General features: G+C 74.5%; 19 protein-coding genes. 8 read left to right on the forward strand and 11 right to left on the reverse strand.

What is annotated here, in order from left to right; all coding sequences use genetic code 11:
* Nucleotides 1–58: 58 nt before the first annotated feature.
* Nucleotides 59–718, reverse strand: coding sequence for a hypothetical protein (locus ACI79W_RS10785; RefSeq protein ID WP_456562079.1), 660 nt, complete (start codon nt 716–718; stop codon nt 59–61).
* Nucleotides 719–833: 115 nt separating this feature from the next.
* Between ACI79W_RS10785 and ACI79W_RS10790 the strand changes: the two genes are divergently transcribed.
* Complete coding sequence (locus tag ACI79W_RS10790; protein ID WP_456562080.1) at nt 834–1,673, forward strand: DUF1206 domain-containing protein; 840 nt, start codon at nt 834–836, stop codon at nt 1,671–1,673.
* Nucleotides 1,670–2,548, forward strand: a complete 879-nt coding sequence (locus ACI79W_RS10795; RefSeq protein ID WP_456562081.1) for a DUF1206 domain-containing protein — start codon at nt 1,670–1,672, stop codon at nt 2,546–2,548. The genes ACI79W_RS10790 and ACI79W_RS10795 overlap by 4 nt, the downstream gene beginning before the upstream one ends.
* Here the strand turns inward: ACI79W_RS10795 and fabG are convergent.
* The 3 genes from fabG to ACI79W_RS10810 form a co-directional block, all read right to left on the reverse strand.
* Entirely contained in the window at nt 2,545–3,315 is a 771-nt protein-coding gene (gene fabG / locus ACI79W_RS10800; protein WP_456562082.1) for a 3-oxoacyl-ACP reductase FabG, read from the reverse strand. The two genes, ACI79W_RS10795 and fabG, sit on opposite strands and share 4 nt — an antisense overlap.
* 48 nt (nt 3,316–3,363) lie before the next feature.
* Nucleotides 3,364–4,575 carry an acetyl-CoA C-acetyltransferase gene (locus ACI79W_RS10805; RefSeq protein WP_456562083.1) on the reverse strand — a complete coding sequence of 404 codons (1,212 nt, stop codon included), beginning with the start codon at nt 4,573–4,575 and terminating at the stop codon, nt 3,364–3,366.
* Nucleotides 4,576–4,696: 121 nt separating this feature from the next.
* Nucleotides 4,697–5,101, reverse strand: coding sequence for an STAS domain-containing protein (locus ACI79W_RS10810; protein WP_456562084.1), 405 nt, complete (start codon nt 5,099–5,101; stop codon nt 4,697–4,699).
* A gap of 217 nt (nt 5,102–5,318) precedes the next feature.
* On the opposite strand from ACI79W_RS10810, the gene ACI79W_RS10815 reads away from it, so the two are divergent.
* From ACI79W_RS10815 to ACI79W_RS10835, 5 genes are all read left to right on the forward strand, one after another.
* Nucleotides 5,319–5,642, forward strand: a complete 324-nt coding sequence (locus tag ACI79W_RS10815; protein ID WP_456562085.1) for a hypothetical protein — start codon at nt 5,319–5,321, stop codon at nt 5,640–5,642.
* 208 nt (nt 5,643–5,850) lie between these two features.
* Nucleotides 5,851–6,222, forward strand: a complete 372-nt coding sequence (locus tag ACI79W_RS10820; protein WP_456562086.1) for a hypothetical protein — start codon at nt 5,851–5,853, stop codon at nt 6,220–6,222.
* 136 nt (nt 6,223–6,358) lie between these two features.
* Nucleotides 6,359–6,787 carry an ATP-binding protein gene (locus tag ACI79W_RS10825; protein ID WP_456562087.1) on the forward strand — a complete coding sequence of 143 codons (429 nt, stop codon included), beginning with the start codon at nt 6,359–6,361 and terminating at the stop codon, nt 6,785–6,787.
* Between the two features lie 65 nt (nt 6,788–6,852).
* Nucleotides 6,853–8,406 (forward strand): aldehyde dehydrogenase family protein, encoded by a 1,554-nt coding sequence (locus ACI79W_RS10830; RefSeq protein ID WP_456562088.1) that lies wholly within the window; start codon nt 6,853–6,855, stop codon nt 8,404–8,406.
* A complete protein-coding gene (locus ACI79W_RS10835) occupies nt 8,406–10,022 on the forward strand; it encodes a GMC family oxidoreductase (protein WP_456562089.1) in 1,617 nt (538 codons plus the stop codon). The genes ACI79W_RS10830 and ACI79W_RS10835 overlap by 1 nt, the downstream gene beginning before the upstream one ends.
* Before the next feature lie 98 nt (nt 10,023–10,120).
* Here ACI79W_RS10835 and ACI79W_RS10840 read toward each other — a convergent pair whose 3' ends face one another.
* Entirely contained in the window at nt 10,121–11,434 is a 1,314-nt protein-coding gene (locus ACI79W_RS10840) for an MFS transporter (protein WP_456562090.1), read from the reverse strand.
* 434 nt (nt 11,435–11,868) lie between these two features.
* On the opposite strand from ACI79W_RS10840, the gene ACI79W_RS10845 reads away from it, so the two are divergent.
* Complete coding sequence (locus tag ACI79W_RS10845) at nt 11,869–13,458, forward strand: DEAD/DEAH box helicase (RefSeq protein ID WP_456562091.1); 1,590 nt, start codon at nt 11,869–11,871, stop codon at nt 13,456–13,458.
* Nucleotides 13,459–13,654: 196 nt separating this feature from the next.
* Here the strand turns inward: ACI79W_RS10845 and ACI79W_RS10850 are convergent, their stop codons facing one another.
* The 6 genes from ACI79W_RS10850 to ACI79W_RS10875 all read right to left on the reverse strand — a co-directional run bounded on the left by ACI79W_RS10850 (nt 13,655) and on the right by ACI79W_RS10875 (nt 21,215).
* The gene (locus ACI79W_RS10850; RefSeq protein ID WP_456562092.1) at nt 13,655–14,662 is read right to left on the reverse strand and encodes a sugar phosphate isomerase/epimerase family protein; all 1,008 of its coding nucleotides are present in this window, start codon (nt 14,660–14,662) and stop codon (nt 13,655–13,657) included.
* On the reverse strand, nt 14,662–15,837 hold the full coding sequence (locus ACI79W_RS10855; RefSeq protein WP_456562093.1) for a Gfo/Idh/MocA family protein: 1,176 nt from the start codon (nt 15,835–15,837) through the stop codon (nt 14,662–14,664). The genes ACI79W_RS10850 and ACI79W_RS10855 overlap by 1 nt, the downstream gene beginning before the upstream one ends.
* 67 nt (nt 15,838–15,904) lie before the next feature.
* A complete protein-coding gene (locus tag ACI79W_RS10860; RefSeq protein WP_456562094.1) occupies nt 15,905–16,927 on the reverse strand; it encodes a substrate-binding domain-containing protein in 1,023 nt (340 codons plus the stop codon).
* A 94-nt stretch (nt 16,928–17,021) separates the two neighbouring features.
* On the reverse strand, nt 17,022–18,221 hold the full coding sequence (locus ACI79W_RS10865) for an ABC transporter permease (protein ID WP_456562095.1): 1,200 nt from the start codon (nt 18,219–18,221) through the stop codon (nt 17,022–17,024).
* Nucleotides 18,218–19,816: a sugar ABC transporter ATP-binding protein gene (locus ACI79W_RS10870; protein ID WP_456562096.1), complete on the reverse strand. Its 1,599-nt coding sequence runs from the start codon at nt 19,814–19,816 to the stop codon at nt 18,218–18,220. Before ACI79W_RS10870 ends, ACI79W_RS10865 begins: the two co-directional genes overlap by 4 nt.
* 235 nt (nt 19,817–20,051) lie before the next feature.
* A complete protein-coding gene (locus ACI79W_RS10875; protein WP_456562097.1) occupies nt 20,052–21,215 on the reverse strand; it encodes an ROK family protein in 1,164 nt (387 codons plus the stop codon).
* Between the last annotated feature and the right edge of the window lie 58 nt (nt 21,216–21,273).

The raw sequence follows: 21,273 nt of genomic DNA on the forward strand, positions 1-21,273 counted from the left end.
GCCCGTGTCCGCTCACGGCGGGCTCATACCCCGGGCCCGCGGACCATGCGCGCCGGGGTCAGGCCCCGCAGCCCCCGGCGCCGCAGGCGCAGCCGCCGCAGCCGCCCCCGACCCGTGCCGGGGCGGGTGCCGCGGCCACCGTGCGCAGGTTCGCCGCACCGATCAACAGCGGGACGCCCAGCACCGCCACGGCCAGGGCGGCCACCACGGTGGAGACGTCGGCGGCCCGGTCCCAGCCCTGGAGGACGCCGGTGGCCACCAGGAGGCCGGTGACCAGGACCGACCAGACCAGCAGCGCCTGGCCCCCGCGCTTGGCCCCCCCGCCCCGGCCCAGCAGCCCCAGCGACGTGCCCAGCAGCAGGAGGGGGACCCCCACGAGGAGGACACCCGCCGAGAGGGCAGCCGAGGCGACGGCGACGACGAGGGCGGCGGCGCCGGTCACCACCGCGACCGTGCCGAGCGACCGCGCCCGCCCGGCCAGCTCGCCGGGGACGACGCCGGCACGGGCCCCCCGGAGCAGGACCGTCCCGCGCGCGGCGAGGAACAGCCCCACGGCGCCGAGCAGCAGGCGTGCGCCGGCGTCCGAGACGACGGAGACCACCGCGACCGCGATCATGGCCACACCCAGGGCCAGCCACCGCGGCCAGGTGCGCCGGGCGACCTCGGGGGTCGCCGCGCTGACCGTGCCGGCCGAGAGGATTCCGGTTCCGTTCGCCACGGGCCCAGTGTCCCTCACGCCGCGCGCCGGGCGGGGAGGCACCGGGACGTGCGCCGTGCCACGCTGATCACCGCATGGCGCTCCGCCCGTCGGAGCCGGAGCAGGAGGCACCGCGATGAGCGTGCAGGACAGGGCCGGGTCGGCCGCGGGCCGGGCGGGGAACAGCGACGGCCTCGAGCACCTGGCCCGGGTGGGGCTGGTCGCCTACGGGCTGGTGCACGTGCTCATCGCCTGGTTGGCGCTGCAGCTCGCCTGGGGGCGCGCCGGCGAGCAGGCCGACCAGTCCGGTGCGCTGGCCACCCTGGCCGAGCAGCCCCTGGGCGGGCCGCTGCTCTGGGTGCTGGCCGTCGGGCTGATCGCGCTGGCGCTCTGGCAGGCCGCCGAGATCCTCCGCTGGCGGCACGGCTGGTCGGCGTCGGGCAAGGCGCGCACGACGGCGGTGGAGCGGAGCGTCAAGGCAGCGGCCAAGGCGGTGGTCTACACCGCGCTCGCCGTGCTGGCGATCCGTTTCGCCACGGGGGGCGGGCAGTCCGGCGGCGGCTCCCAGCAGCAGGCCGCCGCAGGCGTCTTCGGCTGGCCGGCCGGCCGCTGGCTGGTCGGCGCCGCGGGGCTGGTGGTCGTGGGGGTCGCCGTCTACCTGGTGCACAAGGGCGTCACGAAGCGGTTCCTCAAGGAGATCGACCTCAGCGGCTGCTCCGCCTCGGCACGGCGGCTGGTCACCCGGCTCGGCCAGGTCGGCTTCCCCGCCAAGGGCGTGGCGCTCGGGCTGGTCGGCGGGCTCCTGGTGTGGGCGGCGGTCACCTTCGACCCCGCCAAGGCAGCCGGCCTGGACGGCGCCCTGCAGACGGTGCTGACCGCACCCGCCGGGCCGGTGCTGCTGACCCTCATCGCGGTCGGGATCGCGGCCTTCGGCGCCTACTGCTTCGTCCGCGCCCGCTACCCCGAGCGGACGTGAGCCCGCCGGCGCCCTCGGCCCGGGCGCTGACGCACGGCCTCCACGACGTCGTCGTCCGGATCCGCCGGGTCACCGATCACCCGGTGCTGGTCCACCTCGCCCGCGCGGGACTCATCGCCTACGGCGCGATGCACCTGCTCATCGCGGTGCTGGCGCTGCGCATGGCGATGGGGCTGCGCGGGGCCGATCCCGACCAGACCGGCGCGCTGCTCACCGTCGCCGGTGGCCCCGGCGGGCGGCTGCTGCTCGTCGCGATCGGCCTGGGCATGCTGTCGCTGGCGGTCTGGCAGGCCGCGGAGGTCCTGCTCTGGTGGCACGGGCTGCTGGACGGCAAGCACCGGCTGCGCACTGCCGTCGTCTGCGCCAAGTGCCTGGCCAAGGGCGCGGTGTACGGCCTCCTCGGGCTCACCGCGCTGCTGTTCGCCCTCGGGTTCGAGTACGAGGCGGACGAGCGGCTGCGCGAGCTCACCGGCGAGACGCTCGCGATCCCCGGCGGGGCGCTGCTGGTGGGCGCGGTGGCGGCCGGGGTGGTCGCCGTCGGCGTCTACACCTTCGCGCGCGGCTGCACCGCCGGCTTCATGCGCGACATCGACCTGCCCGCGGCCCCGGACCGCTGGGAACCGGCGATCGAGGTGCTGGGTCGGATCGGCTACCTGGCGAAGGGGGTCGCCTTCGCGCTCGTCGGCGTCCTGCTGTGGCGTGCAGCCGCCGCGCACGACGTCTCCACCGCGACCGGCCTGGACGGCGCGATGACGGCGATCGCGGGGGTGGGCGCGGGGCCCTGGCTGCTCGGCGGGATCGCGGCCGGGTTCGCGGCGTTCGGGGTCTACGCCCTCGCCCGCGCGCGCTACCCCGACCGCGACCCGTCGAGCTAGTTGCGCGGACCGCCGGCGACGTAGACGACCTGCCCGGAGACGAAGCCGGCGCCCTCGCTGACGAAGAAGGACACGGTGTGCGCGATGTCCTCGGGCACACCGGCGCGCGCGACGGGGATGGCCGCCGCCCGCTTCTGCACGTAGGACTCCCAGTCCTCGCCGATCCGCTCGGCGGTGGCCTTGGTCATCTCCGTCTGGATGAACCCCGGCGCGATCGCGTTCGCGGTGACGCCGAACTTGCCGAGCTCGATCGCGAGGGTCTTGGTGAACCCCTGCAGGCCGGCCTTCGCCGTGGCGTAGTTGGCCTGGCCGCGGTTGCCCAGCGCCGACGTGCTGGACAGGTTGACGATCCGCCCCCACTTCGCGTCGATCATGTGCTTCTGCGCGGCGCGGGTCATGAGGAACGAGCCGCGCAGGTGCACGTGCATGACCACGTCCCAGTCGGCGTCGCTCATCTTGAACAGCATGTTGTCCCGGGTGACCCCGGCGTTGTTCACCAGCACCACCGGCGGGCCGAGCTCCGCGGCGATCCGGTCGACGGCCGCCTGCACCTGCTCGGCGTCACCGACGTCGGCCCCCACGGCCAGTCCCCGGCCGCCGGCGGCCTCGATCGCCTCGACCGTGCCGCGGGCGTCGTCCTCCTTCAGGTCGATCACCGCGACGGCGAAGCCGTCCTGGGCGAGCCGGAGCGCGGTCGCGGCACCGATGCCGCGAGCGGCTCCGGTGACGATCGCGACTCGGGCGGAACCGGTGGGGGACGTGGTCATGCGGCAGCGCTCCTCGGTGCGGGGTGGGACGGTCGGGGGGAGTCTCGCTCAGACGCGCTCGAACAGCGCGGCCAGCCCCTGCCCGCCGCCGATGCACATGGTCTCCAGGCCGTAGCGGGCGCCGCGGCGGTCCATCTCGCGCAGCAGCGTCGCCAGGATCCGGCCACCGGTAGCGCCGACCGGGTGGCCCAGCGAGATGCCCGAGCCGTTGACGTTCGTGCGCTCCCAGTCGGAGTCGGTGAAGCCCCACTCCTTCGCGACGGCGAGCACCTGGCTGGCGAAGGCCTCGTTGAGCTCGATGAGGTCGACGTCGGAGAGCTTGAGGTCGGCCTGGGCGAGCGCCTTGGCCGTGGCCGGCACCGGGCCGATGCCCATGGTCTTCGGCGGCACCCCGCCCACGCCGAAGGACACCAGCCGCGCCAGCGGCCGCAGGCCGAGCTCGGCGGCCTTCTCGGGGTGCGTCACGATCGCGACCGCGGCGCCGTCGTTCTGCCCCGAGGCGTTGCCCGCGGTGACGGTGGCGTCCGGGTCGTTCCTGCCCAGGATCGGGCGCAGCTTGGCGAGGGTCTCGACGTCCGAGTCGGGACGGATGTGCTCGTCGCGGTCGACGACGGTGTCGCCCTTCCGGCCCTTCACCGTGACCGGCACGATCTCGTCGGCGAACCGGCCCTCGGCGGTGGCGGCCGCGGCCCGCTGGTGGCTGCGGACGGCGTACTCGTCCTGCTCCTGGCGGCCGATGCCGTAGTCGCGCCGGAGGTTCTCCGCGGTCTCCAGCATCCCGCCGGGCACCGGGTGGTTCTGCCCGCCCGCGGTGACCCGGCCACGGGCCAGCCCGTCCTCCAGCAGCACGCCCGGCCCGGGCTTGACGCCCCAGCGCATGGCGGTCGAGTAGAAGGGCGCGTTGCTCATCGACTCGGCACCGCCGGCCAGGACGACGTCGGAGGCGCCGGACTGCACCTGCAGCGCCGCGTAGATGACCGCCTGCAACCCCGAGCCGCAACGGCGGTCGACCTGGATGCCCGAGGCCGTGACCGGCAGGCCCGCGTCGAGGGCCGCGACCCGGCCGAGGGCCGGTGCGTCCATCGTCGGGTAGCAGTGACCGAGCAGGACGTCGTCCACCGATTCCGGCGGCAGCCCGGTGCGCTCGACGAGCGCACGGATGACCGTAGCCGCCAGCTCCTGGACGGGGACGTCGCGCAGCGAGCCCCCGAATCCGCCGACCGGCGTCCGCAGGGGCTCGCAGATGACCGCATCGCGCACGGTGGTCCTCCTCGTTCGTCCGCTCCGGTGCCCGGTCATGACCCGGGCGTCGCCACCCGAGTCTGCCCCGCGGGCAGCCGTGGCGCGCCCCCGGCCCCCGGACGGTGGGTGCGGGCGGGGATCAGGAGGCGGCGCCGTCGATGCGTTCGCCGCCGAGCAGGTCCCACAGCCCGGTGATCTGCAGCGGACGGATCACCGCCCGGGTGGCGGCCAGGAGCCGCAGCTGCCCACCGGCGGCGAGCGCCTTGCGGTGCGCGGCGGCCAGGGCGCAGAGCCCGGCGGAGTCGAGGAAGGTGACGGCGGTCAGGTCGACGAGGACCTCGCGCGGCGCGGCCGCGAGCAGCTCGTCGAGGACGGCGGTGACCCGCGGGGCGGAGGTGCAGTCGACCTCACCGGCGACGGTCAGGCGCGGCAGGGCCGCGGTACCGGCCACCTCGAGGGCGAGCGGCGCGGACGGCAGGAACTCCGGACCGGTCGGGGCCAGGACGGCTGCGGTGGGCGAACGGTCGGGCGAGGAAGCGGTCACGGGTTTGCCTCTCGGGCGGGAACCGGACCAGTGAGCCTGCGGACGCGAACGACACGACGACCAGCACTGGGTTCGCGGCTGCTGCTTGAACCGCACCTCCGACCGTAGGCATCGGCGCAGCGGGGCGCAAGGGTCCCCCGCGGCACGGTGCCGGTCCGGCACCGCCGGCCTCGGGACGCTCCGCCACCACCTCGTCCCGGCGACGGATACTGGTCGGGTGACCGAGCCCCGCCCCTCGTCCCGCCGCCCGTCCCCGCTGCTGGTCGTGGCCGGCCTCGTGGCGCTGGCCGTCGCGGTGGGCGCGTTCGCGCTGCTCGACCCGATCCTCGCGGCCGCCGTCGCCATCGGGGCGCTCACCCTGCTCGCCCTGGGCGCCGCCGCGCAGGGCTGGGAGTCGCACGCGACCTTCGAGGAGCGGGAACTGGCCCGCGCCCGCCGCCGCAAGGAGAAGTGGGAGCGCAACGCCGACGCCCGGGCGCGCGACCGCGCCCGCTGGGAGGCCCACCAGGCGCGCAAGGCGACGCGGGACGCCTCCCGCTAAACCGTTCGACGCCGGGGCCGTCACGGCCTAGCGTCGCTGGCCATGCGGTACTCCGTGCGACTGCGCACCTCCTGAGCTGACGCGCCGCGGGCCGGTTCCCCCGCCCGCCGTCCGCGCCCGGTCCTCCCGGGCACCCGCTCCCCCGCGCCTCGTCCCGGCCCGCCGTGCCCACGGGGCGCCCCGCACCGCACCTCCCCGGAGGCACACCGTGTCACGCAGCACCCCTGTCCCCACCGGCCCGGCCGCCGACGCCCGCGCCACCCTCGCCGACGGCGAGACCGCGGCGTTCGATCGGCTCGCCCACGCCGTCCTCGCCTCGCCCTCGGCCCCGCTGGGCGCGCTTCTGCGTGCACAGCTGCCCGGGACCGCCGGCGTCCGCTGGCTGCGCCAGGAGGGCCTCGCGCCCACCAGCCGGCCGGCGGAGCTGACCGCCGAGCGGTGGTTGTCGCTCTTCCGCTGCTGGCAGTCCGTGGCCCCCGCCCCGGGAGCGCCCGGCGCGGGCGGCCGGCGCACCGGCGGCCGGCCGTCCGCCCACGGCCACGCGCCCGGCGCGACCGCGATCCCGCGCTGGGGCAGCTGAGGCCCGGACGCCGGCCGGCCCCGTCCCGCCGCAGCCACCACTTCGGGGTGATGCGAGGGTTCGCGCCGCACCGGAACGGGCAGGGGTGGCGCCACGACCGGTGAGCAGAGCCGGCGGCGGGGAGAGGCGGTGACCGGTGGCGCTCTGGCAGGCCGCGCGACCGCCGAGACCGTTCTCCGAGGTGTGGTGCCAGGAGCTGTCCTCCCTGGCCGAGCTGGCCGCCCTGCGCGCCCGCCTCCGGCAGTCCACGACCGGCAGCCGCACCGTCGCCCACCCCGAGCGCGACCACTGGTCCGAGCGGCTGGTGCTGATCGCCGACGAGCTGACCTCCAACGCGCTGCGCCACGGCGGGGCACCGGTCGCGGCGGTCCTGGGTCGCGACGGCCACCGGTGGCTGATCGCGGTCCGCGACTCCGCGGTCGACGTCCCGCCTGCGCCGGCTCAGGGCCGCGATCCCGGCCTGGGCGGTTTCGGGCTCTACCTCGTGGCCGACCTCTCCGCCGCGCACGGGTGGTTCACCGAACCGGGTGCCAAGACCGCCTGGGCCGTGGTGGACGGCAGCTGACCGGCCCGCCCCGACCGGGCGAACCCGTGCCCAGGTGCCTGTGACCCGCGGGTAACGTGCGCCACATGTCGCTCGCCGAGCAGTTGGACACGGTCACCGACTCCGCCGCGGGAACGGTCGACCGGCACGCCACCACCGAGACCTTCGAGTCGACCGCCCCGGCCAGCGGTGCGGTCGTCGGCGTCTTCCCCGTGCACGACGAGGCCGCCGTCGGGGAGGCCGTCGCCCGCGCCCGCGTCGCCGCCCAGCAGTGGGCGGCGCTGGGCTTCGACGGGCGCAAGCAGCGGCTGTCCGCCTACCGCGGGTACCTGGCCCGGCGCATGCACGAGCTCGCCGACCTGGTCCACCGCGAGAACGGCAAGCCGCACGCCGACGCCATCCTCGAGATCACCCTGGCCGTCGACCACCTGGCATGGGCCGCCGGCCACGCGCGGAAGGCCCTCGGCCCTCGCCGGGTCAGCCCCGGGCTGCTGGCCGCGAACCACGCGGCCTACCTGGAGTACCAGCCGCTGGGCGTCATCGGCGTGATCGGCCCGTGGAACTACCCGGTGTTCACGCCCATGGGGTCGATCGCCTACGCGCTGGCCGCCGGCAACGCCGTCGTCTTCAAGCCCTCCGAGTACACGCCCGCCGTCGGCGCGTGGCTGGCCGCCGCGTGGCGGGCCGCCGTCCCCGACAGCGCGGACGCGTTCCAGGTCGTCACCGGCTACGGGGCCACCGGAGCGGCGCTCTGCCGCGTGCCGGTCGACAAGCTGGCGTTCACCGGCTCGGCCGCGACCGGCAGGAAGGTCATGGCCGCCTGCGCCGAGACGCTCACCCCGGTGCTCATGGAGCTCGGCGGCAAGGACGCGATGATCGTCGACGACGACGCCGACGTGGCCGCCGCGGCCGACGCCGCCGTCTGGGGCGCGATGAGCAACGGCGGTCAGACCTGCATCGGGATCGAGCGGGTCTACGCCACCGAGGCGGTCTACGACCGCTTCGTCGAGGCGGTCACCGCGCAAGTGCGCAGCCTGCGGCCCGGTGCCGACGGCGAGGCGACCTACGGCCCGATGACCATGCCGTCGCAGATCGACGTGGTCCGGCGGCACGTCGCCGACGCCGAGGCCGCGGGTGCCCGGGTGATCACCGGCGGCACCGCCGCCGACGCCTTCCCCGCCGAGGGGTACGTCGCGCCGACCGTGCTGCTCGACGTCCCCGAGACCTCGGCCGCGGTGCAGGAGGAGACCTTCGGCCCCACGCTCACCGTCACGAAGGTGCGCGACGCCGAGGAGGCGCTGCGGCGGGCCAACGCCACGAGCTACGGCCTGGCCGGCGCGGTCTTCTCGGCGTCCAAGGAGAAGGCGATGGACCTCGCCCGCCGGATGCGCAGCGGCATGACGTCGATCAACTCCGTGCTCACCTTCGCCTCGGTGCCCGCGCTGCCCTTCGGCGGCGTGGGCGACTCCGGCTTCGGCCGCATCCACGGCGAGGACGGGCTCAAGGAGTTCACCCGTGCCAAAGCCATCACCCGCCAGCGCGTGCCGCTGCCGGTGAACCTGATGAGCTTCGGCCGTCCGGCCAACGCCGCCGACGCGCTCGCCCGCGTCATGGGCATGGTCCACGGGCGGCACCGCTGATGGCCCGGTACGAGGAGTACGACGTCGTCGTCGTCGGGGCCGGTTCGGCCGGCAGCGCGCTCGCCGGGCGCCTGAGCGAGGACCCGACCCTGCGCGTGCTGGTGCTGGAGGCCGGCGGCCGGGACTCGGTGCTCGAGGTGAAGATCCCCGCAGGGCTCTACAAGGTGTGGCGCACCCGGCACGACTGGAACTACACGACCGAGGAGCAGCCCGGCCTCGGCGGCCGGAAGCTGTTCTGGCCGCGGGGCAAGCTGCTCGGCGGGTCCTCGTCGATCAACGCGATGATCTACGTCCGCGGGGCGCGCGCCGACTACGACGAGTGGGCGGAGCTCACCGGCGACCCGGCCTGGTCCTACGACTCGGTGCTGCCGCTGTTCAAGCGGATGGAGGACAACGCCCGCGGCGCCGACGCGTGGCACGGGGTCGGCGGTCCGCTGCGCGTGGAGGACCTGCGCTCGCCGCACCCGTGGACGACGGCTGTGCTCGAGTCGGCGGTGGCCGCCGGTCACCCGCGCAACCCCGACTTCAACGGCGCCGCGCAGGAGGGCGTCGGCCCGTACCAGGTGACGCAGAAGCGCGGTCGCCGATGGTCGGCCGCCGACGCCTACCTGCACCCGGCCGCGGGCCGGCCCAACCTGACCGTCCGGACCGGCGCGCTCACCACCCGGGTGCTGGTCGAGGGCGGGCGCGCCACCGGCGTCGAGTACCGCTGCGGCGGGGAGCTCCGCACCGTCCGCGCCACGCAGGAGGTGCTGCTCTCCGGCGGCGCGGTGAACTCCCCGCAGCTGCTCATGCTCTCGGGCATCGGCCCGGCCGACCACCTCCGCGAGGTCGGCATCGACGTCGTGCAGGACCTCCCGGGTGTGGGTGCGGGCCTGCAGGACCACCCCCTCGTGCCGGTGATCTGGGACGTGCGCTCCGGGACGTCGCTGCGGCTGGCCGAGACGCCGCTCAACCTGGCGCGGTGGAAGGTGGCGGGCCGCGGGCCGCTGACCTCCAACCTCGCCGAGGCGGGGCTGTTCACCCGCTCGACCCCGGAGCTCGCCGAGCCGGACCTGCAGATGCACTTCCTGCCGGTGAAGTTCTGGAAGCAGGCGGAGGTCGACCCCGACGCCGAGGCGTTCACCTCCGCCGTCGTGCTGGTGCACGTGCACTCGCGCGGCTCGGTGCGGCTGCGCTCGGCCGACCCGACGTGGGCGCCCGCCATCGACGCCGGGTACCTGACCGACGAGCGGGACCTGGACGCGCTGGTCGCCGGCGTGGGACAGGCCCGGGAGATCGCCGGGGTCGGCCCGCTGGCCACCGTGCTGGGCGAGGAGTGGTCCCCGGGGCGCAGCGTGCAGGGTCGGGAGGCGCTGCGGCAGACGGTGCGCGACACCCTCGAGTCGCTGTACCACCCGGTGTCCTCGTGCCGGATGGGCACCGACCCCGACGCCGTGGTCGACCCGCAGCTGCGGGTGCGCGGCATCGAGGGCCTGCGGGTGGTCGACGCCTCGGTGATGCCGACGCTGGTGCGCGGCAACACCAACGCCCCGACGATCATGATCGCCGAGCGGGCCGCCGACCTGGTCCTCGGCCGCGCCCCCGCGGCGGCGGAGCTCACCACCACCGGTTGACGCCCTCCTGCGATGGGATGAGGGCACCTGGTCGTGGCGCGTCCGCCCCTCACGGTCTGCGGTGAGGGAGGACGCCGGGGTGAGGGAGGAGCCCTCCGTCAGCCGTGGGCCTGCGCGGCCGCGGCCTCCCCGCGATCGGTCGGCAGCGCAGTGGCCGTGGGCGGGTTGCGGCGGATGGAGATGGAGGCGGCAGCCGCGACCAGGCACAGCCCGCCGGCGAGGAACCAGGCCAGGTCGTAGGAGCCGGTGACGTCGCGGATCACCCCGCCGCCGAACGCCGCGACCGCCGCGCCGACCTGGTGGGAGGCGAAGACCCAGCCGAAGACGACGGGCGCGCGGGCGCCGAAGTGCTCGCGGCACAGCGCCAGCGTGGGCGGCACCGTGGCCACCCAGTCCAGGCCGTAGAAGACGATGAACGCGATCATGCTGACGTGCAGGTCCGGCCCGAACAGGGTGGGCAGCGCGAACAGCGACAGGCCGCGCAGTCCGTAGTAGGCCAGCAGCAGCACCCGCGGGTCGACGCGGTCGGTGAGCCAGCCGGAGAAGATGGTGCCGGCGATGTCGAAGACGCCGACGACGGCGAGCAGCCCGGCCGCCGTGGTGACCGGCATGCCGTGGTCGTGCGCGGCCGGGATGAAGTGCGGCTGCACGAGCCCGTTGGTCGACATCCCGCAGATGAAGAACCCGGCTGCGAGCAGCCAGAACGGCCGTGACCTCGCGGCGAGCACCAGCCCGTCCACCGCCGCGCGGGCGGCACCGGCACGGACGGGCTCGACGTCGTCGGCCGCCGACCCCCCGTAGGGGACGGCGCCGACGTCCCGTGGCCGGTCGCGGAGCAGCCAGGCCACCAGCGGGAGGACGGCGAGGGCGGCGGCCGTCGTCCCGAGGGAGGCCGCCCGCCAGCCCCACGAGGCGTCGATCCAGGCCACCAGCGGCAGGAACACCAGCTGGCCGGCGGCGCCGCCCGCGGTGAGGATGCCGGAGACCAGGCCGCGGCGGGCGACGAACCAGCGACCGGTCACCGTGGCCACCAGCGACAGCGCCATGGACCCCGAGCCCAGGCCCACCAGGACGCCCCACAGCAGCACCAGCTGCCAGCTCGCGGTCATGAAGACGGTCAGCCCGCTGCCGAGCGCGACGACGACCAGCGCCGCCATGACGACCCGGCGGATGCCGAAGCGCTCCATCAGCGCGGCGGCGAAGGGGGCGGTCAGCCCGTACAGCGCCATGTTCACCGCGACCGCGGCGGAGATCGTGGAGACCGACCAGCCGAACTCCGCGCGCAACGGGTCGATGAGCACGCCCGGCACCGCGCGGAACGCCGCCGCCCCGACCAGCGCCAGGAAGGTCACGGCGGCCACCCACCAGGCCGGGTGGATCGGGGAGGTGCGCGGCGGCGCGAGGGCGGTCACGGCGGAGAGCATGACGGGCGGGCAGCCTGCCGAGCGAGTGGCCGGACGGCCAACCTGTGCAAGCATCCGGCCATGCCGCCCGGTCGGTCGCTTCGGGACGACGGCGTCGATGCGCCAGCACCTGCACGCCGCGCTCGGGATCGCGCCGCTCACCTACCGGCGCACCTACCGGGGTCCGAGCCCTCACCCGATGTGACCTGTCACTCCCGTGCCGTGGGACCACACCGGGGCTGCATCTGGTTGAGTGGGGTGTACCGGCGCCGCCCTCGCTCATCCGGAGCGGCAGGAATCGACGTCGGGCCCAGGCTGCGCCACCCAGGCGCGCCAGGCTGACCGACGTCTCGCCGACGATGCGAGCCCGCCCTGCCGGCGTGCAGGTGCGCCGCTCGTCCGTGCCGAGGTGCTCGTGCGGCCACCCGAGTGCCGAGGAACCGATGACTTCGCAGAACACCACCCCGTCCACCCCCGCCGCCGACGGCCGCCCGCGCCGGCGCCGTGGCGGCCGCGGCCGGGGCACCGGAGCCCGCCCCGCCGGCGAGCAGCAGACCACCGCGCAGACCCCCGCCGCCGTCCCGGCGCCGCCCGTCGTCCCCGTCGGGGCCGACGCCACCGTCCTGCCCACGGACACCTCCTTCGACGCCCTCGGCGTCCCCGCGCCGATGGTCGAGGTGCTCAACGGCAGCGGGATTACCGCGCCCTTCCCGATCCAGGTCGCGACGCTCCCCGACAGCCTCGGCGGCCGCGACGTCCTGGGCCGCGGGCGCACCGGCTCGGGCAAGACCCTGGCCTTCTCCCTCCCGCTGGTCGCCCGGCTCGCGGCCTCCGGCACCCGGCGGCAGGCCCGGCGCCCCCGCGCGCTGGTGCTGGTGCCGACCCGTGAGCTGGCCAACCAGGTGTTCGCCGTCGTCGACCCGCTGGCCCGAGCGCTCGGCATGAACGCCACCACCATCTTCGGTGGCGTCGGCCAGAACCCGCAGGTGCAGGCGCTGTCGCGCGGCGTCGACATCGTCATCGCCTGCCCGGGCCGGCTCGAGGACCTCATCGGTCAGGGGCACTGCGACCTCGGCGGCGTGGAGATCACCATCCTCGACGAGGCCGACCACATGGCCGACCTGGGCTTCCTGCCCGGCGTCAAGCGCCTGATGGACCGCACGCCGAAGACCGGCCAGCGGCTGCTCTTCTCGGCCACGCTGGACAACGGCGTCGACGTACTGGTCAAGCGCTACCTCAGCAACCCGGTCACGCACTCCGTGGACCCGGCGGTGGCCCCGGTGGCGACCATGACCCACCACGTCTTCCACGTACCCACCACCGACAAGGGGGAGGTCGTGCGGCAGCTCGCCTCGGGGCTCGGCCGCAGCGTGCTGTTCACCCGCACCAAGCACCAGGCGAAGAAGCTGGCCAAGCAGCTCACCGCCTCGGGCATCCCGGCGGTGGACCTGCACGGCAACCTCAGCCAGAACGCCCGCGAGCGCAACCTGCAGGCCTTCAGCGACGGCTCGTCCCGCGTGCTCTGCGCGACCGACATCGCCGCGCGCGGCATCCACGTCGACGACGTCGCGCTGGTCGTGCACGTCGACCCGCCGACCGAGCACAAGGCCTACCTGCACCGCTCGGGCCGCACGGCCCGCGCGGGCGCCGGCGGCACCGTCGTCACGGTCACCACCCCGGACCAGGTCGGCGAGGTGCGCACCCTGACCCGCCAGGCCGGGATCACCCCGGTCGTCAGCCAGGTGCGGCCGGGCTCCCCGGAGATCGCGGAGCTCACCGGCCCGGAGGCGCCCTACGTGGAGCCGGCGCCCGCGCCGGAGCCGCAGCCGCAGGGCTCCGGCGGTGGCCGTCGTCGCCGCGGCGGGTCCGGCTCCGGCTCGGCATCGGCCAAGCCGGCCGGTTCCTCCGGGCGCAGCGGTGGGTCGGGCTCCGGCCGCGCGAGCGGCCCCGCCCGCACCCGCGCCGAGCTCGCCGCCCGGGCCGGCACGTCCTCGGCCGCCTCGTTCAGCGCCCGCTCCCGCCGGGGTCGCTGACCCTCCTCCCTCACCGTGGAGCGTCCTCCCCGACCGTCCGCGGTGAGGGAGGACGCTCCACGATCAGGTGACCCGATCGTGGAGCGGGAACGCCGGGGAGATGTCGACTCGTCGCCATGTCAGCCGGACGACATGACGACGAGTCGACACCGTGCCACCGGGTGCTCGGCCGGACGTCTCCGGCCGCCCCGGTGCGTCAGCTGCCGCTGGAGAAGGCGGCGTCGAAGGCGGCGGACGGCGGGTCGAACGCGAGCCGGCGGACGAACTCGAGCGCCTCGGGCGCGCCGACCAGGCGGTCCATCCCGGCGTCCTCCCACTCGACCGAGATCGGCCCGTCGTAGCCGATCGTGTTGAGCATCCGGAAGCAGGCCTCCCACGGGACGTCGCCGTGCCCGGTCGAGACGAAGTCCCAGCCCCGCCGCGGGTCGGCCCAGGGCAGGTGCGAGCCCATCCGGCCGTTGCGGCCGTTGCCCACCTGCTTCTTCGCGTCCTTGCAGTCGACGTGGTAGATCCGGTCCTTGAAGTCCCAGAGGAACCCGACCGGGTCCAGGTCCTGCCACACGAAGTGCGACGGGTCCCAGTTCAGCCCGAAGGCCTCCCGGTGCCCGATCGCCTCCATCGTGCGGACCGTCGTCCAGTAGTCGTAGGCGATCTCCGACGGGTGGACCTCGTGGGCGAACCGCACCCCCACCTCGTCGAAGACGTCGAGGATCGGGTTCCAGCGGTCGGCGAAGTCCTGGTAGCCCTCCTCGATCATCGACTCGGGCACCGGCGGGAACATCGCCACGGTCTTCCAGATCTTGCTGCCGGTGAAGCCGACGACGGTCTCCACGCCCAGCTTCGCCGCCGCGCGGGCGGTCAGCTTCATCTCCTCGGCGGCCCGCTGCCGCACGCCCTCGGGCTCGCCGTCGCCCCAGACGCGGGCGTTCACCATGCCGCGGTGCCGCTCGTCGATCGGGTCGTCGCAGACGGCCTGGCCGTTGAGGTGGTTGGAGATCGCGAAGACCTGCAGGTCGTGCCGCTTCAGCAGGTCGAGCTTCTCCTGCACGTAGGAGTCGTCGTTCGCGGCCCGCTCGACGTCGAGGTGGTCGCCCCAGCAGGCGATCTCCAGGCCGTCGTAGCCCCACCCGGAGGCCAGGCGGCACATCTCCTCGAAGGGCAGGTCGGCCCACTGGCCGGTGAAGAGGGTGACGGGGCGTGGCATCAGTTCTCTCCTCGGATCGGGGTCCAGCGCGAGCTGTCCGCAGCACTGCGCTCGACGGCGTCGAGCACCCGCTGGACCTGCAGCCCGTCGGCGAACGACGGGGTCGGGTGCTCGCCGGCGGCGATGGCGGTGACCAGGTCGACGACCTGGTGGGTGAAGCCGTGCTCGTAGCCCAGGCCGTGACCGGCCGGCCACCAGGCACCGACGTAGGGGTGCTCGGGTTCGGTGACGATGATGCGGCGGAAGCCGGCGGTCTCCGCGGGCTCGGTGCCGTCGAAGAACTGCAGGACGTTCATGTCCTCGAAGTCGAAAGCCAGGCTGCCCCGCGACCCGTTGATCTCGATCCGGATGCCGTTCTTGCGCCCGAGGGCGAAGCGCGTGGCCTCGAAGACGGCCAGCGCTCCCCCGGTGAACCGCCCGAGGAAGACCGCGGCGTCGTCGACGGTGACCTGGCCCATCTCGGAGCCGCCGACCCCGCCGAGCTTCCCGGTCTCGGTCGGCAGGGGCCGCTCGGTCACGAAGGTCTCCAGCGTGGCGCTGACCCCGGTGAGCAGCTGCCCGGTGATGTGCTGGGTCAGGTCGACGACGTGCGCCCCGATGTCGCCCAGCGCCCCGGAGCCTGCCTTGTTCTTCTCCAGCCGCCACGACATCGGCGCGGCCGGGTCGGCGATCCAGTCCTGCAGGTACTGCGCCCGGACGTGCCGGATCTCGCCCAGCCGGCCGTCGGCGACGAGCTTGCGGGCCAGCCCGATGGCGGGCACGCGCCGGTAGGTGAAGCCGACCATCGAGCGGACGCCGCGGGTCGCGGCCTTCGCTGCGGCCTCGGCCATCGCCTCGGCCTCGGCGACGGTGTTGGCCAGCGGCTTCTCGCAGAGCACGTGCTTACCGGCCTCGAGCGCGGCGATCGCGATCTCGGCGTGCGTGTCGCCGGGGGTGCAGACGTCGACCAGGTCGACGTCGTCGCGCTCGATCACCCGGCGCCAGTCGGTGTCGGTGCTCGACCAGCCGAGCTTGCCGGCCGCCGCGGTCACCTTGGCGGGGTCGCGACCGGCCAGCACGGTCAGCTCCGGCCGCAGCGGGAGGTCGAAGAAGTGGGGGGCGGTGCGCCAGGCGTGCGAGTGGGCCGCGCCCATGAAGGCGTAGCCGACCAGCCCGATGCCGAGGGTGGGGGTCATGTGCTTCTCCCAGCGGAGGTGGCGCGGCAGGGGAACGCGAGCGCTCCCCTGCCGCGCCGTCGAAGGATCAGGACTCGAACGCGCGGTCGATGTAGTCCTCGACGTTCCCCGAGGTGACGACGGGGGCGTTGAGCACGATCTCCCGCGGGACCTCGGGCGAGACCAGGTCCGACAGCGACTTGCCCTGCGCGATCAGGCGGGCGAGCGCGATGCCGTCGGCGGCCTGGGTGTGCGGGTAGATGACGGTCGCCTGCAGCACCGAGTCACCGGACTGGATCTCGCGCATCGCGTTCGCCGAGCCGGCACCACCGACCATGATGAACTCGTCCCGGCCGGCGTTCTGGATCGCGGCCAGGACACCGACGCCCTGGTCGTCGTCGTGGTTCCACAGGGCGTCGATCTGCGGTGCGGCCTGCAGCAGGTTGGCCGCTGCCTCCTCGCCACCCTCGACGGTGAAGTCCGCCGCGACGCGGTTGTCGACGTCCAGGCCGCAGTCGGCGAGCGCGTCGGCGAAGCCCTGGCTGCGGTCCTGGGTGAGCGGCAGGGAGTCGATGCCGGCGATCTCGGCGACGACGGCGTCGGGGTTGTCGCCCACCTGCTCGCAGACGTAGGTTCCGGCGGAGACGCCCATCCCGTAGTTGTCGCCCAGGATGGTGGCGCGGGCGGCGAACGGGCTGTTGAACTCGCGGTCGACGTTGATGACCGGGATGCCGGCCTCCATCGCCTGCAGCGCGACCGGGGTCATCGCTGCGCCGTCGAAGGGCAGCAGCACGATGGCGTCGACGCCCTCGTTGATGAAGGTCTCCACCTGGCTGATCTGCGTGCTGACGTCGTTGGTGCCCTCGGCGACGATGAGGTCGACGTCCTCGTAGTTCTCCGCCTCGGCCCGGGCCGCCTCGGTGATGCCGGCCATCCAGCCGTGGTCGGCGGCCGGGGCCGAGAAGCCGATCCGGACGGTCTCGCCGGTCTCGTCGTTCGAGCTGGCGACCGCGTCGCCGCCGCCGCCCTCCGACGCGGAGGTCTCGGGCTCGTTGCTGGTGCAGCCCGCGACGAGCACGGAGGCGCCGGCCAGGGCGACCGCGGTGGACATCAGGCGACGGTAGGGGCGCTGCCTCGCTGCAGACATGTTCTCTCCTCGGGGTGCCTTCTCCGGCGGGTCGCCGGCAGGTTCGGTGTGGGGTGGGTCAGTGGGTGGAGCCGGTACCGGGCCGGTCGCCGCCGGGGGCGCCGGGCACGCTCGTGCCGCCGGCCACGGCGCCGGCCGGGGTGCCCCCGGCGACCGGCCCGCCGGAGGACGACTCGCCCCGTCCGGAGCGGAGGCGGGACAGCCAGCCGGAACCGCCCCCGCGGCCCTCGGCGAGCCGCGTCTGCAGCAGGACGGCGACCACGATGATCACGCCCTGCGCGACGGCCTGGACCGAGCTGGACAGGTTGTTGAGCGTGAAGATGTTGCCCAGCGTGATGAGGATCAGCACGCCCAGGACGGTGCCGACGACCGTGCCGCGGCCACCGGTGAGCAGGGTGCCGCCGATGACGACGGCGGCGATCACCTGGAGCTCCAGCAGCGTGCCGTGGGTGGAGGTGCCGGTCGTCGTCCGCGCCATGAGCATCACCGCGCCGATGCCGCAGGTGACGCCGGAGAGCACGTAGAGCTTGAGGGTGTGCCACTGCACGCGGATGCCGGCCAGCCGGGCGGCCTCGGCGTTGCCACCGACGGCGAAGGTGTGCCGGCCGAAGGTGGTGCGGTTGAGCAGGATCCAGCCGGCGACCGAGACCAGCGCCCAGATGATCACCAGCATCGGGATGCCGAGGACGTCGCCGCTGAAGAAGTCGAGGAAGCCCTGGTTCTGCACGATCTGGGTCCGGCGGTTGGCGATGATCTCGGCCAGCCCGCGGGCCGAGACCAGCATGGCGAGGGTGGCGATGAAGGCCACCAGCCGGCCGTAGGCGATGACGATCCCGTTGACGAGCCCCGCGCCGGCGCCGACCGCGATCGCCGTGAAAACCATGACGATCCAGTGGGTGTCCTCGGCCATCTGCTGGGTGGCCAGCGTGGTCGCCCACACCGACGAGAGCGCGACCAGCGCGCCCACCGACAGGTCGATGCCACCGCCGATGATCACGAACGTCATGCCGATGCTCACGACGCCGACGACCGCGGCCAGCCGCAGGATGGTCAGCACGTTGTCGATGTCCACGAAGCGTTCCGGCGCGGTGACCGCGCCGACGATGCAGAGCAGGGCCAGCGCGACGACGAGGCCGACCAGCGGCCCCGCCGACCCGGCCATGAAGCCGGCGCGCTTGCCGCCGTTCCCTTCGGGCGCGCGGCCCTTCGACGTCGCGGGTGCGCCCGCTCCCCCGGTCGTCGCGGTGCTGCCGGTCATGCCACGTCCCCTTCGTGCTGCTGTGCGGTGGGCTGCTGCCGGTCGCCGCGCGGGCGCGGGCCGACCGTCCCCTCCATGACGAGGTCGAGCACGGCGTGCTCGTCGAGCGCATCGGCCGGCCGTTCGGCGACGACCGATCCGTCGGAGATCACCAGCACCCGGTCGGCGAGGCCGAGCACCTCGGGGATCTCGCTGGAGACCACGACGACGGCGACCCCGCGGTCGGCCAGTTCGCGGATCAGCGCGTAGATCTCGGAGCGGGCGCCGACGTCCACCCCGCGGGTCGGCTCGTCGAGCAGCAGGACCCGGCAGTCGCGCAGCAGCCAGCGGGCGAGCACGACCTTCTGCTGGTTGCCGCCCGACAGCGTCCGCACCTCGCGGTCCACGTCGCCCGGGCGGACGTCGAGGGCCTGCGCCTGCTCGCGCGCGGCGTCCTTCTCGTTGCTGCCGGAGAGGAACCCGCCGCGGGCGAACCGGGCCAGGCTGGCGATGCTCATGTTGCGGTAGACGGCGTCGCCGAGGAGCAGGGCCTGGCTCTTGCGCTCCTCGGGGGCCAGCCCCACGCCGGCGGCCACCGCGGCGGAGACGCGGCCCGGGCGCAGCCGCTGCCCGGCCACCGAGACGGTGCCGCCGGTGGCCCGGCGCGCGCCGTAGACGGTCTCCAGGATCTCCGACCGCCCCGACCCCACGAGCCCGGCGAGCCCGACCACCTCGCCCGGCCGGACGTCGAAGGACACCCCGGAGAAGATGCCGCGCAGGCTCAGGTCGCGCACCGAGAGCAGCGGCTCCGCCGCGGCGACGGGCCGGCGGTCGGGGAAGACGTACTCGATGTCGCGGCCGGTCATCAGCTCGATGACCTGGCGGGTCGAGGTGTCGCGCACCGGCAGCCCGGTGGCGACGGTGCGCCCGTCCTTCAGCACCGTGATCCGGTCGCCGACCTCGCGGATCTCCTCCAGCCGGTGGGAGATGTAGACGACGGCGACGCCGTCGCGGGTGAGGTCCCGGATCACCTCGAACAGGTGCTGGACCTCTTCGTTGTCGAGGACGGCCGAGGGCTCGTCCATGACGATCAGCTTCGCGTCCTGGGAGAGCGCCCGGGCGATGCTGACCATCTGCTGGGCGGCGGCGGGCAGCGACCCGACCTCGGCGGTGGGCCGGATCTCCGGGTGGCCGAGCCGGGTCAGCAGCTTCCCGGCTGCCTCGTTCGCCGGCCCCGGGCGGGCGAGCCCGAACCGGGACCGCTCGCGGCCGAGGAAGATGTTGTCGGCCACGGTCAGACCCGCGACCAGGTCGAGCTCCTGGTAGATCGTGGCGATCCCGTGCTTCATCGCCGCTTGGGGGTTGGTCAGGGAGACCGGCTCGCCCCGCCACTCGATCCGCCCGCCGTCGGGCTGGTGCGCCCCCGCCAGCACCTTGATCAGGGTCGACTTGCCCGCGCCGTTCTGCCCGAGCAGGCAGTGCACCTCACCGGCGCGGACGTCGAGGTCGACGCCGTCGAGCGCCCGCACACCCGGGAAGGTCTTGACGATCCCGTGCATCGCCAGCAGGGGCGCGTCCTCCCCGTCCCTGCCCTGTGCACCCGGTGCACCGGTCACGTCGCCACCTCCGGAGACTTTTGCTCAGCACTGACCATTAGTCTGCTGAGGCAGGAACATATGTGCCGAGTCACAGGAGGTCAACAGGTTGCGCCGGGGTTGACCGAACCGAGACCGGCGATGACTTCATCGGCCTCCGGACCGCAGCGCGGCCAGGAGCCGTCCCCCGGTTGCGTGGAGCCGTTGCGTCGCGCCTGCGCGGATCCCTCCGGGGCCCACTCGGCGCGACCGGGCCCTACCTGGCGAGGGCCTGGACCGACTCCTCGTCGAGGAACTCCTCGATGGCCATGAGCGCGGCACCCACCCGGCCGGAGAGGTCGGGCGCCTCGCTCACGGTGACCTCGAGCGCCCGGGCGGCCAGCGGCATGGAACGCCGGTACACCGCCTCCCGGATGCCGGCGAGCAGCGGGACGCCGGCCTGCGCGACGCCGCCGGTCATGACGATGCGGTGCGGGTTGAAGAAGTTGACCAGCGCGGCGAGGACCGTCCCGATCGTGCGCCCCGCGCCCCGCACCAGCTCGAGCGCGACGCCGTTGCCCTCGGCGGCCAGCCGCACCACCTCACGCACCGTCCCGACGGGGAGGCCGGCCGCCCTCGCGTCCCGCAGCAGGGCCCCGCCACCGGCGATCGCCTCGAGGCAGTTCTCCTGCCCGCACCGGCAGAGGACGGTGCGCCCGTCCGGCTGGGCGACGTGGATGTGCCCGATGTCGCCGGCGCTCCCCTGCGCACCCCGGTAGACGCGACCGTCGACGATCACGCCGCAGCCGATGCCGGTGCCGACCTTGACCACGAGCAGGTCCTGCGAGGAGCCGGCCACGCCGATCTCACCCAGCGCCATGACGTTGACGTCGTTGTCGACGTAGACGGGGCACTCGTACCGACCGAAGGCGCTGGGGATCGGGTAGTCGTGCCAGCCCGGCATGATCGGCGGGTAGGACGGCCGGCCGGTCGAGAACTCGACCGGCCCCGGCACGCCGACGCCGACCGCACACACGTCACCGGGGGTCAGCCCCACCTCGGCGAGCACCTTCTGGGCCAGCCGGTCCACCTCGTCGAGCACCGGGCCCGGCCCGTCGGCGATGTCGATCGGACGCCCCACGGTGCCGAGGATCTGCGCCGAGAGATCGGTGACGGCGACGTCGACGCTGGTGACCCCCAGGTCGACGGCGAGGACGCAGCCCGCGCGGCTGTTGAACTGCAGCAGCGTCGGCGGCCGGCCCCCGGTGCTCCAGCCACGGCCACCCTCTTCGAGGAGGTTCGCCGCGATCAGCTGGTCGACGCGCGCGCTGATCGTGTTCCGCGACGCCCCGGTGAGCGCCACGAGGTCCGCGCGGCTGCGCGCACGGCCGGTGCGCACGTGGCGCAGCAGCACGCCGGCCGAGGCAGAGGTGGACGCCACGCCGCCATAGTGGCACGCGAGGCGCCCCACCCCGGCGGATGTCGACCCACGGGACGAC

The organism is Blastococcus sp. SYSU DS0533 (assembly GCF_054050775.1).

What these genes read in the sequence shown, in the direction of transcription:
- ACI79W_RS10790 (WP_456562080.1), top strand. Translation starts at nt 834, where the DNA reads ATGAGCGTGCAGGACAGGGCCGGGTCGGCCGCGGGCCGGGCGGGGAAC.
- fabG (WP_456562082.1), bottom strand. Translation starts at nt 3,315, where the DNA reads ATGACCACGTCCCCCACCGGTTCCGCCCGAGTCGCGATCGTCACCGGA.
- ACI79W_RS10830 (WP_456562088.1), top strand. Translation starts at nt 6,853, where the DNA reads ATGTCGCTCGCCGAGCAGTTGGACACGGTCACCGACTCCGCCGCGGGA.
- ACI79W_RS10835 (WP_456562089.1), top strand. Translation starts at nt 8,406, where the DNA reads ATGGCCCGGTACGAGGAGTACGACGTCGTCGTCGTCGGGGCCGGTTCG.
- ACI79W_RS10845 (WP_456562091.1), top strand. Translation starts at nt 11,869, where the DNA reads ATGACTTCGCAGAACACCACCCCGTCCACCCCCGCCGCCGACGGCCGC.
- ACI79W_RS10850 (WP_456562092.1), bottom strand. Translation starts at nt 14,662, where the DNA reads ATGCCACGCCCCGTCACCCTCTTCACCGGCCAGTGGGCCGACCTGCCC.
- ACI79W_RS10855 (WP_456562093.1), bottom strand. Translation starts at nt 15,837, where the DNA reads ATGACCCCCACCCTCGGCATCGGGCTGGTCGGCTACGCCTTCATGGGC.
- ACI79W_RS10860 (WP_456562094.1), bottom strand. Translation starts at nt 16,927, where the DNA reads ATGTCCACCGCGGTCGCCCTGGCCGGCGCCTCCGTGCTCGTCGCGGGC.
- ACI79W_RS10865 (WP_456562095.1), bottom strand. Translation starts at nt 18,221, where the DNA reads ATGACCGGCAGCACCGCGACGACCGGGGGAGCGGGCGCACCCGCGACG.